We start from the raw sequence: 16,676 nt of genomic DNA on the forward strand, positions 1-16,676 counted from the left end.
CGCTGGGAGCCCACGCCCTATCAGCACCGCGAGCAGGAGCCGCTGCTCGACCTCCTCCACGGTTCCTTCAGCTGGATGCTCATGCCGATCGCGTGAACCACTACGAACTTTGGGGATGATGTACTAGGTTTGCTCGCCGGCATGGCGCTCCGTATTGCAAACGAGCCGTCGCAGCGACTTCCGCAGCGACTCCCCATTCGCCGATTGCTCGGCTTCGTCGCCGTTCCGATGGTGACCGCGGCGCTCGCCGCGTTGCTCCTGGGATTGTCGCCGTCGAGCTTCGATCCGTGGGATCAACACGCGGTCGCGGAGATGCCCGCCGGCCCGGCGCGGGCCGCGGCGTTCGTGCGGGTGTGGCGCATCCACATCGGTTCGTACCTCGGAGGCGCCCTCGGCTTGCTGCTCGCCGTGGCCCTCGTGAGGCGGCGACGGGCGCGGCGCATCGAGGCTGGGGACGGCCGCTGATACAGCGGCGGACACTCGGCGAGCCGAGCGGTCGCTTGACCGCGGCGACCGGGCTTGATGTACTCCCCGGACCGCGATCGTGCGCACCGCAGCCCGAGGCGAGGATGGACACGAAAAAGGTTCGCCTGACGAAGGACAAGGAGACGTACCTCGCCACGCTGTACGGCAAGGCGCTCGACGCCACGGCCCCGAATACGATCCTGGGCGATCGATTCGCCGCGGACGCCGTCGCTCGAATCGACTACGATTTCGAAGAGCTGAAGCTCCCGAGTGGTGGCGCAATCACCTTGCCGCTGCGGGCGCGGCACTTCGACCAGTGGACACGCGCGTTCCTGGCAGAATACCCCAGCTCGACGGTCCTGCACCTCGGCTGCGGCCTCGACACCCGCGTGTATCGAATCGATCCGGGCCCGGAGGTACGCTGGTACGACGTCGACTTCCCCGACGTGATCGCCCTGCGTGAGAAGCTCTATCCGGAGCGCGAAGGGTATCGCCGGATTGGCACCTCCGTGACGGATCTCGCCTGGCTCGATGCGATTCCGGGAGACACGCCCGTCCTCGTCGTCGCCGAGGGCCTTTTCATGTACCTGCATGAAAAAGACGGTGCAGCAGTGCTGCAGCGGATCACCGAGCAGTTTCCGAGCGGACAGGTCGTATTCGACGGCTACAGCGCCGCGATGGTACGCCTGGTTTCCCGCCTGGCGACGGTGCGCGGCGCCAAGGTCGAGCTCGTCTGGGGGATCGACGATCCACACGACCTCGAAAAGCACGTCCCGAAGCTTCGGCTCGTCGAAAGCGTCGCGTTTCTCACGATGCCCGACCTCGTCGAACGGCTCTCGAAAAGCCGGTTCTCCAGCTTGATGCACGGGGTCATGGGCCGGCTACCGTTCTATCGGCACCTCGTCCGCCACCTGCGTTATGCCTTTTAGGCCTCGGCTGGCGATTGTTTTCTCTGAGCCATCATGATAATGGCGGACATCCGATGACGAGCGAAGCCGTATTCGAACGCATCCGCACGATCTGTCTTGCCTTGCCCGGCACGGCCGAGGTCACGAAGCACGCACGCCCCTGCTTTGCCGTACACGACAAGACGTTCGTCATGTTCATGGACAACCACCACGGCGACGGGCGCCTCGCGATCTGGTGCAAAGCGACGCCCGACGCACAATCCATGGTAATCGATTCCGATCCCTCCCGATTCTTCGTCCCGCCCTACGTGGGCCGGCAGGGCTGGATCGGCGCGCGGCTCGATCGCGACCCCGACTGGGGGGCGATCACGGCCATCGTCGAGGAAGCCCATCGACTCGCGGCGCCACGCTCGACGCGCAAGACGGCTCTCCGCAAGCGGCGTCCTCGTCTATAAAGATGCCGTGAGCAAAGTCGAACACAGCTCTCCGGCCCCTGACCCATCGAGCACGCTCGCCGCGCTCTACGCGGATGACAACCGCGAGCACGCCGCAGTCCCTCCGGTCGATACACCCGATTACCGCGCGCTTCGAGAACGCGACCACGCGCGCCGAGCCCAGGCGGAATCTGCGCTCGCCTTCTTGCGCGCGCGCGGAGCAGCCTCCGCCGAGGACTTGTTTCATGCGGCGTGGTTATTCAACCATGGAGATCATCCCGACGAGGCGCGACGTGCACACGAGCTCGCGCGTGAAGCGGCCGAGCGCGGATACAGACGGGCGCGCTGGCTCGCTGCCGCCTCCTGCGACCGCTGGTGCATGTACGAGGGTCGGCCGCAGAAATACGGGACGCAGTTCGTCCCCGATGGCGTGCGTCATCGACTCTGGGACGTCGACCCGACGACCACGGACGCGGAGCGCGCTGCGTGGGATGTGCCGCCGCTCGCCGAGCAGCTCCGTCGCGCGGAAGAAATGACGCGCACCGAGCCGCAGCCGCCGATGGCCTTCGCGCCTGCGTGGCTGAAGGCCGCGATCGAACGCTGGGGAAAATTCGGTTGAGGGGACACCGTTCTTCGCGGTATCCTGCTCTGCCGATTCTCGTTTCCTCGGAGTCCCTACGAATTGGAGCCTCCTACCCTGCGCACCCCGACGAGTCATCCCGACGTTTGGGTCGAGCAGCCGGACATTCTGCACGTCACCATGCGGGGCACCATCGACGTGGCGGAGGCGACGCCCCTCCTCGCGGCGCAACTCGCGGCCGCCGAAACATGGTCGCATGGCATCGTGTTCTGCGACGTCTCCCGGCTCGAATGGATGTCGATGGAGGCTCGCCGCGCGTTCGCTGAGACCCGCAACATCGGGCCTCGGCGGGCCATCGTGGTGATCGGGGCCAATGCGACGTTACGGACGATCGCCGATCTCCTTTTTCGCGCGGTCCGCGCGCTGCGCCCCAAGCACGCGAGCCCCACCCGCTTCGTGCGTGACCTCGACGAGGCCCGCGCTGCCGTGCCCGAGCTCCGCCGATTGCTCGGCGCTCACTCCGATCCCTGATCCTCCGCCGCCCGCGCGCACGCGTCCTTGTCCGTCGCGGCCGATAACCAGCTCGTCAGGCATCGATCCGCGTCATCACCCGGGACGATACGCGCGCCGCCCTTGTGCGCCTCCTCGCCGCGCGCTTTCCGAACCAGCGAGAGCCGCTCCGGCGCGCGGCCTCCCTCCTCGCAGACCAGGCTGAGCACCTCGGGCTCGAGGCCAATCACCGAGCGATAACTCGCATCGTATTCTGCGTCGGTCGTCTCGCCATGCCCCGGCACGTCGTCCGCGGCGAGCCGCATCCCGGAGCTCCCGTAGAGCCGCAGGTTTCGCTCGGATTTTCCATGACAATCGAGCGTCGCGCAGCGGTGCTCCAGCGCGCCGCCGACGCTCGGGTAGGTGGCGCGGCTCGGGACGAGCAATACGTCTGCCGGCTCGGCCTCGGGGGCACAAGCGACGACGAGCACGGGGAGCGCGAGTCGAGACAAAGACAGGAGCATTCGCCTCACGGACAACGGTCCTCCAGATTCGCGGCGACGGAGAGCAAAAAGACGCGGCCGGCCGAGCGTGGACCGGGCTTCGTCGTGTGGCAGACCGCGCACGAGCCTTCGCCGTTCACCGGCGACTCCATTTCCTGCCGGAACCCGTCGCGCTCGATGGTCACCCGCATCGGATATTCGGGGCTGAAATCACCCGGACGCACGAAGAAATTCCCGGCGCAATTCGTGGCCGTCACGTACGCCGTTCCGCGCGCGTCGACGAGGTGCACGAGCACGTCGGGAACCGGCTTCGTCGAATCGGCGCGCTCGTAGATCGTCCCTGCGACGGTGAGCTCGGTCGCCTCGGCGCCGTCGTGACATACGAGGCAGGGTTGCCCGGCGCGGTGCAATGGGCCGAGAGGGATTGCCGGGGACTCGGGGCCGAGCACGGCAATGGCGTCCTCCTGGAGCGGGTTCGTGCAGCCCAGACCCGCAACGCAAAAGCAAGCGCCCGCCAATCGCGCTGCGAAGGACCAGCGAAGGCCCGACCTACGTGGGGCGGAATTCTGGGTCAACGTGAACACGAACAACTTTCCTCTTGTCTCCAGGGTGCGATCTCTCTAAGCTGAAGATGAAAGTAGAAGTCAACATCAACAGGGTAGCCGGCGTCGATGGTCAGGTCAACGAGAAATGCGAATCGTCTTGCCCTCGTGTGGGCGGCACGCCTCCTCCCGTCCATGTTGTTCGCTTGTGGCCCCGCGACCCAGAGCGACCCCGCATTCTGGGTGCCTTATCGCGGAGATGGCAGCGGCGGCGCGGCGGCCGACGCGGCGAGCAGCACGGGCACGGGCGGCACGGGCGGCGCAGGGGGGAAGGGCGGCGCGGCGCCCGCGAGCAGCACACTCGAATATCGATTCACCACCGTCTCCCTCGACGGCGAGTATGCCCCGAAAAACATTGGCGCCGTGTGGATCACAGATGCGCAGGATACATTCGTGAAGACGCTCGAAGTGTGGGCGGCGAAGCGCGTGGAGCACCTCGTGCGCTGGGGCGCCGCCTCCGGCACGAATGTGGTGGATGCGGTGACCGGAGCCACGCGAAAATCGCACGCCGAGCACGTGACCACCTGGAATGGCACGGACACGGCGGGCCTCGTGGTCCCGAACGGCCCCTATCGCGTGCACGTCGAGTTCACGGAATGGAACTCGTCGGACTCGGGCGAGGATCCCGGTCCCTGGACGGCGGTCGATTTCATGAAGGGCCCCGACGCCCAGGAAATGACATTGCCGGACGAACCGGCCTTCATCGGAAGGCATCTTTCCTGGACACCCTGATGAAGGTCGATTCCTCGAACCAATCCCTTTTCGACACGAGGTCTCCATGGTCCTGCGAATCGCGCAGCTCGTATGCCTCCTCGGGCTCCTGCACGGGCTCGCCGCTTGCACGCACGTCGCGCCTTACGAGCGCGGGCACCTCGCGCATCCGACGATGTCCGTCGGCCCGATCTCCGGCCCCGGCGAATCCCACATGCAAGCGGTCCATGAAGGCGCGAGCGGCGGGGCGGCGAGCGCCGAGGGCGGCTGCGGCTGCAATTGATGCGCGTCCTTGGCTGCTCGTCGCAGCGCTCTTGTTTTTTCCGAACGAGGCGCTGGCCGCCGACACGCCCTCGAAAAAAGCTCCCTCGCTCGCCAATGGCCTCACCCTATCGCTCGTCCAGGACCTGGGGCTCCACGCGGGCAGCGACGTCTGCTCGCCCGAAAACCAGCTCTACGGCGATTACGCCTGCTTCCGGGACTCGGGCACGCAATACCACGGCACGCCGCTCGCCATGCGCGGCGGCGACGTACGCCCCGGCCTCCAGCTCTCGACGACGCGGGTCCTCCTCGGCTATGACCGCGTGGTTTTCGAGAACGTCACGCTCGGCGTGCGCCTCGGCTGGGTGCTCCAAGGGGGCGGACCGCGGCCGAGCGGCGCCGAGGCGCCGGCATTCTTGCCGTTTCACGGCGAGGTCCGCGCGGGATACACGTTCGGCGCCCGGCCCTTTGCCAGGCCGGGGTTCCGGGGCTCCCTCTTTGTTTTTGGGGGTATCGCTCAGTTCGACACGGAGTACCGGGTCTTCGTGGAAGAGGACACGACGAAGCCGCCGCCCGCGAGCCAGCTCGACAACCCTCCGTCGCAGACGCTCAGCGCCTATCGCAAATCCGGCACGGGCTTCGTTGGCCTCGGGGCCGCGGCGGCCTACGCATTCTCGCCCTCGCTCGCGCTGTCGGCTGCCTTGAAATTCACAAAGCCCTTTCCCTCGACCGGCACGCTTCTCTCGCCCGAGCTCTCGTTTTCGTACGCTTTCTGAGCTGTCGGCGTTCAATCGAACGCCGCTTGCAACGCGAGCGCCGAAAACAATGCATTGCGCCGCGTGAGATACAGCGCGTCGAGATAATGCGTGAAGACGCCATCTATCTGGAAGCTCGCGGTGAATCTCGCGCCGAGCTTCACGGACACGCCTCCGCCGCCCGTCAGCGTCCAGAGCGGCCCGAGCTCGCGATCCCCGGTCCGGACCGCGGGGATCGTGATCGCTCCGTCCTCCGCGACGGACACCACGGTCGCCCGCTGCCAAAAATCGGCGCCGGTCTGCGCGTGGAAGCGCAGGCGCGGCCATACCGTGACAAACCGCCCGATATCGATCGAATAACGCACGTCCGTCGTGCTCGCGGCCATTCCCCACGTATCCGTGTAGAGCCTCTCCTCGAGGCGCAGCGTGCCGCCCGCGCGGCGGTGCGCGAGGCGCCCGGTGAGCGCGAACCGATCTCGCACGAGAGGCAGCGCCTCCAGCGGACGCGCGTGCAGGCGAAGCGCGCTCACGAGCTCGACGCTCGCGCCCGCGGAGACCTGCTCTGCGTCCTCCGCCGCGAAGAGCGGCACATACCGATAGGGTTTGGCCTGGTTTCCTCGCTCGAACATCGCGTCGAGCTGAAGGGCGCCGATCGTCGAGCGGTTCACGACGATCGTGAGCCCGACGTTCACGTCGTGCCGCTGGAGAGTCCATCCAAACACGTCGAACGGAGTCCCCGCGCGCCCCGCCGTATCGTGCCGGAACGCATACCCGAGCAATAACCCATAGTTCTTTTGGGCGAGGTCGAGCGTCCCGTGCAGACCTGCCGAGAGCGACCGATAATCGGGCTCGCGCGAGATCGACGCATGCGCGCCCACCCCGAGATCCCCTTTCTCGTAGGCGCCTTCAAGGGATCCGGCGTGACGAACCTCCGTCCAGGGAGGCGACGCGGTGGCCACGATATCGGCCGACGCGGCGGTCACGACATCCACGAGATACCGGCCACTCAAGGACCAGCCTGCCGTTGGGCTTTTGATCGTGCCTGCAATCGTCGGGGTCACGACCTCGACATGGGTATCGTCGAGGTACACCGACGTCTCGGCGCTGGCGCTTGCATCGAGGCTCGACGTGGCCCGACGCTTCGCCGCGGCTGGTGCTTTCGGATCCTCCGCATACGAAAGGGGAAGGAGAACGATCGACGCAAGGAGAGCGCTGAGGAGCGCAATCTCACGATGCTTGAAAACCATCAATCGTCGTCGTCCTCGTCGTCTTCTTCCTCGTCGTCGTCGTCCTCGTCATCCTCGTCGTCCTCGTCCTCGTCCTCGTCCTCGTCGTCCTCGTCGTCCTCGTCCTCGTCGTCCTCGTCGTCCTCATCGTCGTCGGGCGGCGGAAATGAGCCCGATCCCGTCGAGCTGCTGGACGTGGTCGCGCCGCTGCCGCCGGCCCCACCCGCGCCGGATCCGGTATTCGTGGTCGCGTCGTCGTCGTTCGCGCCCTCGTCCACGACCTCCGCCGTTCTTCGCGTTTGATCGTGGCTATCGACCCCCGCGCAGGCAGGCACGGAGACAGCGAGGGCCCCGAGCATCACGAGGGCTCCTCCAGTGAAAAGGCCTAGATCACGTGGTTTCTCTGACACCATGCTGAGCTTCTACCGGAAGGGACATGAAGATGCAAGTGACTTTCAACAACGAGAGCCTGCCCGCGATGCGCTCGGACCGTGATATCCTACCGTCATGAACGATCTCCCGGCGCGTCTCCTCGCCTCGCCCGTTCCTGTCTTGCTGATTGCTTCCGTGGCGATTGTGAGCCTGCTCGGGTGGGTCTCCGAGTCGGTGCGGCGAGCGCTGATCCTGGTTCCCTACCAGGTGCGCAAAAACGGGCACATCCATCGCCTGCTCACCGCGGGATGGGTCCACGCCGATTTCTCGCATCTGGCGTTCAACATGTTCTCGCTCTACTTTTTCACGGAGCAAACCATTCGCGTGCTCGGCGTGACGCGTTACCTCGTGCTGTACGTGACCGCGGTGATCGTCGGGTTCATCCCCACAACCCTGCGCTACATGCGAAAACCGAATTACAGCTCGCTCGGGGCCTCCGGCGCGGTGGCCGCCGTCATGTTCAGCGCCGTCCTCCTGGTCCCCAAGCTCAAGCTCCAGCTCATGTTCCTGCCGATTCCGGTGCCGGGCATCGTGTTCGCCGTGGCCTACCTCGCCTACAGCGCCTGGCACTCGTATACGGCCGGAGACGATATCAACCACGACGCCCATTTCTCGGGCGCGGTCTACGGAGCCCTGCTCACGTACCTCTTCGAGCCGGGGCGCGTCGAGCGCACGCTGAAGAGCTTCTTTTGAGTGCCAAACTTCCCTCTTGTATCGTCCGCGCCGCGGTGGAATGCTCGCGGGCCATGGGGACCCTTTCCCGCCTCGTTCGTCTCGGAACTTGCCTCGTGCTCGGCCTTTTGGTCTCGGCCTGCGCGATCGACGATTACACGCCCCCGACCCCGCCGGGCCAGCACGCGGGGGACGCTTGCACGTCGCTCACCGAGATCGCACAGGGCGAATCCTTGTCCCTCTTCGACGACACGAGCCGGGGGACGGACCTGACGACGGCGAGCCCGATGTTCAGCGAGTGCATGGCCGGCGAGAGAATCGGCAAGGAGCTCGTCTTTCCCGTCCGGCCCTCGTCGCCGGGCACGCTCGTCGCGACGCTCCATCCCCAGTACGCGCACCACTGGCTGCACACGTGGACTGCGTGCCCCGGCAGCGCAGGCGACGTGCTCGATTGCTCGCTCGGATCGATGGTCGAGGACAACGACGTCAATCAGATCGACGACGTCCAGGCAGGCGCGACCTATTACGTCGTCGTCGACGGATGGATGGACGAGGCGGGCGAGTTCGAGCTCATGCTCGAGCTCAAGTGAGGGCTACTCGACGACCGCCTGCATGAATCCCTTCATGAAAGCGCGGTATTCGCGCGTCGGGATCATGTCCATCATGCGGGGCACGCGGGCCTTCAACCATTGCAGGATCGCCAGGGTGTCGCGCTTCATGATGAGCACGACGAGCTCACCGAGCACGTCTTCTCCGAGCTCGTTTCCCACGATGGAGAAGATTTGCCGGCCGAGCTCGTGGCCGCAATCGGCGAAGCTCTTCTCGCCCGAGCGCGCCTCGTACACGAGGACGCGGAAAAACAGCGGGCACGCGTTGGAGGCGGGGGCGCGTCCCGGAAGCGTCCGCGGGCGGGCGGGGCTCGGGGGGCGGCTGTCGTTCTTCGCTTTCGGGGTCATGCCGATACGCGCGTGCGAGGATCGTACCCGGAGCACCTGCAACTTCGGCGCCCACCCTCAATGGCTGGGCCTGACCGCCGTCGCGAAACCTTCGGGGCCGAGCGCATTGAGCACCTCGCCCTTGCGGAGCCCGCCTCGCCGCGCCACACCCACACCAAAACGCAGGGACGAAAGGCCTTTCGTCGAATGCGCGTCCGTCGAGATGACGAAACGGATCCCCCGCTTCCGCGCCTCCTTCAGCCAGCGCGGCTCCATGTCGAGCCGGTACGGGTCCCCGTTGACCTCGATCGCGGCTCGCGACGAGGCGATCACGTCGAGCACCTCCTCGACCCGGCACGCGAAGGGCTCGCGCCGCAAGAGCAGGCGGCCGAGCGGGTGGCCCCATATCTTGAAGATCGGCTGCCGCATCGCGTCCACGAGCCTTTGCGTCATGGCCGCCTCGTCCATCTTCATGCGTGAATGGACGCTGGCGATCACCACGTCGAGCTGCTCCAGGATGGCGTCGGGGTAATCGAGCGCGCCCGTCGCGAGAATGTCCGACTCCGTCCCGCGCAGAAGCTTGATCTTCACCCGCTCCTGCACGCGCGCGATCTCGTCCCACTGCGACTTGAGGCGATCGAGCTCCACGCCCCTCGCGTAATGCGCCGTCGGCGAATGATCCGTGATCGTGAGGTATTTCATCCCCATCGCCTCGGCCGCGCGCGCCATGTCCTCGATGGTATCGTTGCCGTCCGAAAAGACGGTGTGGCAATGTACCATGCCCTGGATGTCGGCCTGCGTGACGAGGTCGGCGAAATCGTCGTGCCGTGCCGCCTCGATTTCTCCGTCTCCCTCGCGTAGCTCGGGCGGCACGGGATTCAGGCCGAGCGCCCGGTAAATCTGGTCCTCGCTCTCGATGCTCACGAGCGCGCGCACGTCTTCGAGGCCGTGCTCGGTGGCCGTTTTGCCGAGCTCGGCGAGGTGCGCCGGCGCGCCGGTCAGCGTCAAGAGCGCGGCGGCGTAATGGGCGGGCGGCGGCACGTGCACCGACGCGCGGACGTCTCCCGCGAGAAACAGCTCGACCCGCTCTGCGTCTCGGCTGCGCACCCTCGTCACCCGCGGAAATCGCTCGGCGTGACCGAGCACCGCATGGGCCTCGTCGCTCGCCGCGACGAGCTGCACCTCGGAGACCGTCTCGCAAAAACGACGCACCTCGCCCGCGAGATCCGCTCGCTGCACCGCGGGAAAGGCGCGGAGGTGGTCGAGCAGCGGCTCCGCCACGGCGAGCGCGTCGACGAGCAGCACCTGCTCCACGCGGGTCTCGCGCTGCGCGATGGCCTCGAGCAGGCTCTGCTGCGTCTTCGGGCCGAATCCTTTCACCGAGCGGACGCGGCCTGCGAGGCAGGCCTGCCGCAGGTCCTCCACGCTCGTGATCCCCAGCGCGTCGTGGAGCACCTGGATTTTCTTCGGGCTGAGCCCTGGAATCTCGCAAAGCTCGAGCACGCCGGGCGGCAGCTCCGCGCGGAGCTTCGTGAGCAGCTCCGATTGCCCCGTACGGACGATCTCGGTGATGACGGAAGCGAGCGACGCGCCAATGCCGGGCACCTGCGTCAGGCGCGCCTCCTCGACCAGCCGGCCGAGGTCCTCGGAAAGCGCCTCGACCGCGGCGGCGCCATTCTCGTAGGCCTGCACCTTGAACGAGCTCTCCCCTTTGCATCGGAGCAGGGCCCCGATCTCACGAAGCGCTCGGGCGACATCGAGCTTGTCCACCATCGTGCTCATCTCTCCAGTCAAGACCAAAGGGCACAGGACCGACGCCCTGTCAAGCATGGGACGATCAATGTCCTACCTCGCGTTCTTTTCCGTGGACGCTGGCGCCCCCGAGCGCGATCCTTTCTTCGAGGAGGTCCCCTTGCCACATGCGCTCTTGCAGGCGAAGCCTCACCCACTCGCCGTCATCGTGGTGACCGTGACGTGTTTGCTCGGCACGTACGCGCTCCTTTCTCGCTCGCCCGTCCTCGTGCATCCGTCGACGCTCGAAATGGCACCCGCGCGCGATTCCGACGAGATGCCCACCCCGCCCCGCCGTCCGGCCGCGCATGATACCGCAGCGCCTGGGCGGCGATATTGAATGATCGCAGGCTGAGTTTTTCTTTCTAAGACATTCACAAATGTACCTGACTGCGCTCGTGCCCAGCGGGCCGAGCGCAAGCAAGGTACATCCGTCTTCTCGCTGACGCGCCGCTTCGAGGTAATACGGCTCGCCCGGACGAGCACGCGTAGCGCGCCGTTTTTGCTTGGTTTCACCTATCGGTTTCGGCACGATCTCCGCTCGAACGTGTCGTGAGACACCCGATGAGGGAGAAGCATACGGTATTTTTCGAGCCGCCAGATACGGCCGTATGGAGGTTCGCCGGGGACATCAGTGAGGCGGAGATGCGCGAGCTGACGTCGCTGGAGAAGTCCTTCATCGCGGGTCGTCCTTATCTGCTGAAGCTCGTGGATCTCTCGCGCATCGGGTCCGTCAGCGCGGGCGCACGCAAGGCGGGGGCGGAGAAGGTGCACGACGTCCCCGTGCTCGGCGTGGCCGTCTTCGGGGCGCACTTCGCGATCCGCGTCCTCGCGGACCTCGTCGTGCGCGCCGGCAGCTTCATCCGTCGAATCGACACGGTGCCCACCCGTTATTTCGCGACCGAAGCCGAGGCCCGCGCCTGGCTCGCAGAGCGACGCGCCGTCATCGCGACCGAAAACCAAAGCTGATCTTCGCAATCGCGGGAGCTCGCCCATTTCGGTCACTCGAGTGACCACCCGTCGGCATCCCCACGGCTTATTTTCCTGCCTTTGGCGATTTCCAATTTCATTTCGAAAACGAAAATGGTAGGGTCGATGGTCAGTGAGGAGTCTCCCTGTCGGGCTGTCACCGCCGGTCGCTCCTCCTGTCCAGGGGTCCAACGATGAGCAAGAAGCTTCCTTTCAAGTGGCTGGCTTTGGGTGCTGCGAGCGCGATGCTGCTCGGCGCGTGCGTTGTCCAGGACGAGGAGGATGGGGCCGGCAGCGAGGTCGTGGTCGAAGACGGAATGGATCCTGCCGCGGGTGACATCGCGGTCGAGCTTTCCGTCGACAAGGCATCCGTGAGCCAGATCGAGAGCGTGACGGTCACGGTGAAGCTCACCAACACCACGAAACGCTCGATCCACCTGCCTGCGTGGTATGCGCCGGGCGAGGACCTCGAAGAAGATCTCTTCCTCGTGATGCGGGGCGGACAGCCGGTGGAGTTCACCGGCCCGCATTACAAGCGCCCGGCGATGTCGGACGAGGATTACGTCGTGCTCGGCCCGGGCAAAAGCGTGACGCGCACGGCCACGCTCTCGGGCTTCTACGATCTGACGCAGTCGGCCACGTACACGATCCGGTACGCGGCCGACATGCTGACGTCCGTAACGAAGCAGGCGGTCTCCCTCGATTCCAACGAGGTGAGCCTGTGGATCGAGGGCCGCGCGAACGCGCCGTCGCCCCAGTTCATCAGCGCCCCGGGCCCGCAGAACTTCGGGAGCGTCGGGTTCAGCAAGTGCTCTGCGGACCAGCAAACCACGGTCACGCAGGCGCTCGGCGCGGCGAGCACCATGGCCGACGGCGCGGTCCTCTACCTAGGCGGCACGCCCGCCGCGAATCCGCGGTACACCACCTGGTTCGGCGCGTTCTCGACGAACGGCTGGAACACCGCGAAGAGCCAGTTCGTGGCCATCAAGGACGCGGTCGACTCGAAGCCCTTGAACTTCGATTGCGGCTGCAAGAAGAAGTATTACGCGTACGTGTATCCGAACCAGCCGTACAACGTGTATCTCTGCAGCGTCTTCTGGAGCGCGCCGCTGTCTGGCACGGACTCGAAGGGCGGCACGATCATCCACGAGCTCTCGCACTTCGACGCCGTCGCCGGCACGGACGACTGGGTGTACGGCCAGTCCGGCGCGAAGTCGCTCGCAATCTCGGACCCGGCAAAGGCGCTGAACAACGCCGACAGCCACGAATACTTCGCCGAGAACACCCCCGCCCTCCAGTGATCGCGCGGCGCTCGCGCCCTCCCAGCATCATGGGCAGAGGGAGGGGTCCGCGAGCCGTGCAGCGGCGTTCGGAGCGAGCGGGGCGTCCTTCACGCCCTCGGCGAACGCAGCCCAGGCCATCGCATCACCCGCCGTCAGCTTGACCGCCGCGCACACGGCTCGCAAATGTGCCACCCGCGTCCACGGCGAGTGAAGCAGCACGTTGAGGCCAGCCAATGCGTCTGCATTCTCGGCCGCCGTGGGTCCCATCGTCGTGACGACCGCGCGGATGGCTTGTTGGAGCACATCAGTGTCCTCGGTCGTGCTCAGCATCTCGACGAAGAATGCCCGCCACGTGGGGATGTCCGCAGGCTCGAGCCCGCTCAGATACGTCCTGAGCTCGATGGTCGCGAGCCAGCGCGCCCGGGCCATGTTCGCTTCTTTTGCGACGCGTCCCCACGTCGACATCGCGAGCGGCGCCGGGATGTCGAACGCGGTCAGGAAGCTCAGCCGGAGATAATCGATTTCGCCGGACGCGAGCCCTGTCTCTAGGCTCGTCCAGTCGTCTGCGAAGGCGGTCACCGGATCGAACATGCTGCACGCGCCATAGCCCTGGACCTGGACCAAATCGAGCACGAACGGCGGCGGCGGGACCGGGAGCGTCTGGTTCAACGCGGTCGCCCAGGCCTCCGCGGTCGCCGGGTCGAGGCTCGGGTCGCTGGCCACCGAACAAGCGGTGCTCAGGGCATTGGCCTGGGTCCACTCCGAATCGAGCCCTGCAATGAACGCCCCGAGGCCCTCTGGCGTGGCACCCGGCAACGATGCCGACGTGAAAAGCACTTCATCCTGGGCTGCCGATCCGATTTCGAGAAAGCGGACCTCCGCTGCCGGGCTCGTGGGCACGAGGAGCGGCAGAACGTTCGTGTAGTAGGCATTCATGGATTCATCGTCCACCAGGAACGAATCCCAGGTGAGGTGGTGGTCTTTCGGATCCAGCACGAGGAACTCGCCGCTCTTCGGTGCCACCTCGAAAGCCTCTCCGATCGGGAGCGTCTCCGTCCGCATCGAGCCGTCTTCCGCGACCCAGCCGATATCGAACGGGACGAGCAGCGCCCCGTCGGGGTCGTGCAGCGTCACGGTGGCGCCTCCCGAGGGCAAAGGCGCAATCGTCAGCGTGGGAAGCCCCTTGGCATCGATCGCGTGTCTTACTCGCGCCGTGGCCTCCGGACCGAACGCCTCCGCGAATACCTCGAGGACGTCATCCGTCCCGATCGCCCCAAAGCGATGCTTTTCGAGGATGTTTCGCCATGTCGCCCAGAAGGCTTCCTCGCCCACGAGGCTTCGTATTTGCGTCAAGAGCCACGCCGCGCGGGTGTAGGGCCCCGTGTTGTATTTTTCCGCGATCTTCAGCGACGTGTCGCGGATGGCTTCGCCTTCCGTCGCGAAGAACTCGTTGCCGTTCAGCGTGAACGGGCCGTCCTTGTCCAGGTGCGCGCGAAGCCCCTCCGGCTCGAGGAGCGTCGCCATTCCTTCCTTGATCCAGAGGTCGTCCCAGCTCTCGAGCGTCACGAGATCCCCGACCCACTGGTGCGCGAGCTCGTGCGCCGTCAGCGAGAGCTCGGCGGCGAGCGGCTCCGTGCCCGCGCCTTCGTAATGGAACGAAATGCTGGCGTTCTCGATGCCGGTGGCCGGCAAGGCCGGCAGGTGCACCACCGCGTACTTCTCGAATGGATAGGGACCGAGCAACCCCTCGAAATGGTCGAGCATGCCCACCATCTCCCCGAGCACCGCCTCGTAATGCCCCTGGAGCCCGCGCCGGTGCCAGATCGAGACGGGCAGGTCGCCCTTCATCGTGCTCTCCACCTCGAAATCGCTGATCGCGAAGGCCATCAGGTAGGTGGGCAGCGTGTACGTGGTCTCGTACTTCATTCGGTGCGTTCCGTCTCCTTCCGGTTCGTCGGAGACGAGGTCGCCGTTGGCGATCATCTTCTCCGCGCCGTCCATGCGCATGGAGATGGAGAAGACCGCTCGATCTGACGGTGTGTCATGACAAGGCATCCAGCGCCTCGCGAAGGCCGGCTCCGACATCGTGAAGACCGCGCGCACGTTCAAGGGATCCCCCTTGCGATCCTCGATCACGGGAACCAAGGAGTCGCTCGGCGCGGCCTCGTAATCGACTTGGAGAGTGATGTCCGCATCCGTTCCGAGACCGGGTACCGCGGACACATCCACTTGGAGCTGCTCCGCGCTCGCATTCGCCGAGAAAGGCAGGGCTCCACCGCCCGCGAGCCGCACGGCTTTCACCTCGGCCACGGCGCTGTCGAGCGAGATCGTCTTCGTCCCCTCGGGCAAGGGTGAGAGAGTGATATCGACCGTCGCGGCGAGGCGGCCACGAACCCAGTCGTAATCACCTTTCAATTCGTAACGCTGGACATCGACCTCGGCGGTCTCGGGGCCGGGCGGTTCTGGCGCTGTCGAGCATCCGGCTGCGAGCGACGACGAAAGGAGAAAACACGACGCCCAGCGCAAGCCGGAATGCGAGGGCCATCTTGTGAAGCTCATTGATTCTCCTCGAAGGGGCAAGGAACGACGCCACCCCGGGCGCCGATGTGCGACCGGTCGGGGCGCTGCTCATCACGCGCGCGCACGACTGCAGAAAGCGTGCCAGGACCTGGTTTGGAGCTATCGCGCAGGAACGAGCGGGGCGGCGCGCGGCCGGTTCGTGCAAGCTTGCCCGAACTGAGAACCCTGCTTGCGCGATCTGCGCAAGGCAGGGGGTCCCTGAAGAGGTGCGCACGATCTGCTTGCACTCTCCGCCAGAACGGGTACAGTGAACCACATGGTTCAGTGTTCGGCGCAACTCGACGCGACGTTCGGAGCCCTGTCGGACGCGACCCGCCGGGGGATCCTCGAGCGGCTCGGGCGTGGCGATGCGTCCATCAGCGAGCTGGCCGGTGTCTTCGACATGACCCTGACCGGCATGAAAAAGCACGTGCACGTGCTCGAAGACGCCAAGCTGGTGACGACGGAGAAGCGCGGGCGCGTGAGGACCTGTCGGCTCGGGCCGCGCCGATTGGAGGACGAGGCTGCCTGGATTGCCTCCTACCGCCAGATGCTGGAAGCGCGGCTCGATCGGCTCGGAGAGTTTTTGGAGCGCACGAAGGAGACGAAATGATGAGCACCTCGCAAGTACGGCCCCATCCGCTTTCCGTCACGACCCCGAGCGACCGCGAGGTCCGCACGGAGCGCGTCTTCAACGCCCCGAGGGAGCGGGTTTGGCAGGCGATGACCGATCCGAAGCTCGTCGCGCAATGGTGGGGACGCGGCAATCGGCTCGTCATCGAGCGCTTGGAGGTCGAGCGTGGAGGGCATTGGCGCTTCGTCGAGCATACGCCCGACGGCGTCCACGGGTTCGAAGGGCGATTTCGCGAAGTATCCCCGCCGGAGCGACTCGTGCAGACCTTCGAATGGGACGGGATGCCGGGCTACGTGGTGATCGAAACCATGACGCTCGAGGATCTCGGCGACGGCCGAACCAGGCTCGTGACGACGTCGCTGTTCCACACGACCGAGGAGCGTGACGGAATGCTCTCCTCCGGCATGACGACGGGCCTCGAGGAAAGTTATCGCGCGCTGGACGCGCTGCTCGCATCCGGGGCCTGA

The 16,676-nt window shown here is 65.9% G+C and carries 22 protein-coding genes; 15 read left to right on the forward strand and 7 right to left on the reverse strand.

The window, feature by feature from the left end; translation table 11 throughout:
* The first annotated feature begins 141 nt into the window (after positions 1-141).
* The 5 genes from KEG57_RS40845 to KEG57_RS40865 all read left to right on the forward strand — a co-directional run bounded on the left by KEG57_RS40845 (position 142) and on the right by KEG57_RS40865 (position 2,918).
* Positions 142-465: a hypothetical protein gene (locus KEG57_RS40845; RefSeq protein WP_272426435.1), complete on the forward strand. Its 324-nt coding sequence runs from the start codon at positions 142-144 to the stop codon at positions 463-465.
* 104 nt (positions 466-569) lie between these two features.
* Positions 570-1,394 carry a class I SAM-dependent methyltransferase gene (locus KEG57_RS40850; protein WP_272426437.1) on the forward strand — a complete coding sequence of 275 codons (825 nt, stop codon included), beginning with the start codon at positions 570-572 and terminating at the stop codon, positions 1,392-1,394.
* A gap of 53 nt (positions 1,395-1,447) precedes the next feature.
* The gene (locus tag KEG57_RS40855; RefSeq protein ID WP_272426439.1) at positions 1,448-1,828 is read left to right on the forward strand and encodes an MmcQ/YjbR family DNA-binding protein; all 381 of its coding nucleotides are present in this window, start codon (positions 1,448-1,450) and stop codon (positions 1,826-1,828) included.
* Positions 1,829-1,835: 7 nt separating this feature from the next.
* The gene (locus KEG57_RS40860) at positions 1,836-2,426 is read left to right on the forward strand and encodes a hypothetical protein (RefSeq protein WP_272426440.1); all 591 of its coding nucleotides are present in this window, start codon (positions 1,836-1,838) and stop codon (positions 2,424-2,426) included.
* A gap of 63 nt (positions 2,427-2,489) precedes the next feature.
* A complete protein-coding gene (locus KEG57_RS40865) occupies positions 2,490-2,918 on the forward strand; it encodes a hypothetical protein (RefSeq protein ID WP_272426442.1) in 429 nt (142 codons plus the stop codon).
* Here KEG57_RS40865 and KEG57_RS40870 read toward each other — a convergent pair.
* Entirely contained in the window at positions 2,903-3,409 is a 507-nt protein-coding gene (locus KEG57_RS40870; protein WP_272426443.1) for a hypothetical protein, read from the reverse strand. The two genes, KEG57_RS40865 and KEG57_RS40870, sit on opposite strands and share 16 nt — an antisense overlap.
* Positions 3,406-3,828: a hypothetical protein gene (locus tag KEG57_RS40875; protein ID WP_272426445.1), complete on the reverse strand. Its 423-nt coding sequence runs from the start codon at positions 3,826-3,828 to the stop codon at positions 3,406-3,408. Before KEG57_RS40875 ends, KEG57_RS40870 begins: the two co-directional genes overlap by 4 nt.
* A gap of 288 nt (positions 3,829-4,116) precedes the next feature.
* On the opposite strand from KEG57_RS40875, the gene KEG57_RS40880 reads away from it, so the two are divergent.
* From KEG57_RS40880 to KEG57_RS40890, 3 genes are read left to right on the forward strand one after another with little or no spacing between them, the layout of a single operon-like run.
* A complete protein-coding gene (locus KEG57_RS40880) occupies positions 4,117-4,713 on the forward strand; it encodes a DUF2271 domain-containing protein (RefSeq protein ID WP_272426447.1) in 597 nt (198 codons plus the stop codon).
* A 46-nt stretch (positions 4,714-4,759) separates the two neighbouring features.
* Positions 4,760-4,975 (forward strand): DUF4266 domain-containing protein, encoded by a 216-nt coding sequence (locus KEG57_RS40885; RefSeq protein ID WP_272426450.1) that lies wholly within the window; start codon positions 4,760-4,762, stop codon positions 4,973-4,975.
* Positions 4,976-5,006: 31 nt separating this feature from the next.
* Entirely contained in the window at positions 5,007-5,729 is a 723-nt protein-coding gene (locus KEG57_RS40890) for a hypothetical protein (RefSeq protein ID WP_272426451.1), read from the forward strand.
* An 11-nt stretch (positions 5,730-5,740) separates the two neighbouring features.
* Here KEG57_RS40890 and KEG57_RS40895 read toward each other — a convergent pair whose 3' ends face one another.
* Together KEG57_RS40895 and KEG57_RS40900 are read right to left on the reverse strand one after the other, a co-directional pair.
* The gene (locus KEG57_RS40895) at positions 5,741-6,955 is read right to left on the reverse strand and encodes a DUF3570 domain-containing protein (RefSeq protein WP_272426452.1); all 1,215 of its coding nucleotides are present in this window, start codon (positions 6,953-6,955) and stop codon (positions 5,741-5,743) included.
* Positions 6,955-7,296: a hypothetical protein gene (locus tag KEG57_RS40900; RefSeq protein ID WP_272426454.1), complete on the reverse strand. Its 342-nt coding sequence runs from the start codon at positions 7,294-7,296 to the stop codon at positions 6,955-6,957. Before KEG57_RS40900 ends, KEG57_RS40895 begins: the two co-directional genes overlap by 1 nt.
* A gap of 145 nt (positions 7,297-7,441) precedes the next feature.
* Here KEG57_RS40900 and KEG57_RS40905 point away from each other — a divergent pair, with 145 nt between their 5' ends.
* Both KEG57_RS40905 and KEG57_RS40910 read left to right on the forward strand, forming a co-directional pair.
* On the forward strand, positions 7,442-8,059 hold the full coding sequence (locus tag KEG57_RS40905) for a rhomboid family intramembrane serine protease (protein ID WP_272426456.1): 618 nt from the start codon (positions 7,442-7,444) through the stop codon (positions 8,057-8,059).
* A 53-nt stretch (positions 8,060-8,112) separates the two neighbouring features.
* Complete coding sequence (locus KEG57_RS40910; RefSeq protein ID WP_272426457.1) at positions 8,113-8,628, forward strand: hypothetical protein; 516 nt, start codon at positions 8,113-8,115, stop codon at positions 8,626-8,628.
* A 3-nt stretch (positions 8,629-8,631) separates the two neighbouring features.
* Here KEG57_RS40910 and KEG57_RS40915 read toward each other — a convergent pair whose 3' ends face one another.
* On the reverse strand, positions 8,632-8,994 hold the full coding sequence (locus KEG57_RS40915) for a hypothetical protein (RefSeq protein ID WP_272426459.1): 363 nt from the start codon (positions 8,992-8,994) through the stop codon (positions 8,632-8,634).
* Between the two features lie 57 nt (positions 8,995-9,051).
* Complete coding sequence (locus tag KEG57_RS40920) at positions 9,052-10,755, reverse strand: DNA polymerase/3'-5' exonuclease PolX (RefSeq protein WP_272459505.1); 1,704 nt, start codon at positions 10,753-10,755, stop codon at positions 9,052-9,054.
* A 58-nt stretch (positions 10,756-10,813) separates the two neighbouring features.
* On the opposite strand from KEG57_RS40920, the gene KEG57_RS40925 reads away from it, so the two are divergent.
* The 3 genes from KEG57_RS40925 to KEG57_RS40935 all read left to right on the forward strand — a co-directional run bounded on the left by KEG57_RS40925 (position 10,814) and on the right by KEG57_RS40935 (position 13,034).
* Positions 10,814-11,104: a hypothetical protein gene (locus KEG57_RS40925; RefSeq protein ID WP_272459506.1), complete on the forward strand. Its 291-nt coding sequence runs from the start codon at positions 10,814-10,816 to the stop codon at positions 11,102-11,104.
* Positions 11,105-11,328: 224 nt separating this feature from the next.
* Positions 11,329-11,733, forward strand: a complete 405-nt coding sequence (locus tag KEG57_RS40930; protein WP_272459507.1) for a SpoIIAA family protein — start codon at positions 11,329-11,331, stop codon at positions 11,731-11,733.
* 194 nt (positions 11,734-11,927) lie between these two features.
* Positions 11,928-13,034: a M35 family metalloendopeptidase gene (locus tag KEG57_RS40935; protein ID WP_272459508.1), complete on the forward strand. Its 1,107-nt coding sequence runs from the start codon at positions 11,928-11,930 to the stop codon at positions 13,032-13,034.
* Between the two features lie 27 nt (positions 13,035-13,061).
* Here the strand turns inward: KEG57_RS40935 and KEG57_RS40940 are convergent, their stop codons facing one another.
* A complete protein-coding gene (locus KEG57_RS40940; RefSeq protein ID WP_272459509.1) occupies positions 13,062-15,575 on the reverse strand; it encodes a M1 family metallopeptidase in 2,514 nt (837 codons plus the stop codon).
* A gap of 277 nt (positions 15,576-15,852) precedes the next feature.
* Here KEG57_RS40940 and KEG57_RS40945 point away from each other — a divergent pair, with 277 nt between their 5' ends.
* Both KEG57_RS40945 and KEG57_RS40950 read left to right on the forward strand, forming a co-directional pair.
* On the forward strand, positions 15,853-16,188 hold the full coding sequence (locus KEG57_RS40945; protein WP_272426469.1) for an ArsR/SmtB family transcription factor: 336 nt from the start codon (positions 15,853-15,855) through the stop codon (positions 16,186-16,188).
* On the forward strand, positions 16,185-16,676 hold the full coding sequence (locus tag KEG57_RS40950; RefSeq protein ID WP_272459510.1) for an SRPBCC family protein: 492 nt from the start codon (positions 16,185-16,187) through the stop codon (positions 16,674-16,676). The genes KEG57_RS40945 and KEG57_RS40950 overlap by 4 nt, the downstream gene beginning before the upstream one ends.

The sequence above is a fragment of the Polyangium jinanense genome, assembly GCF_028435365.1.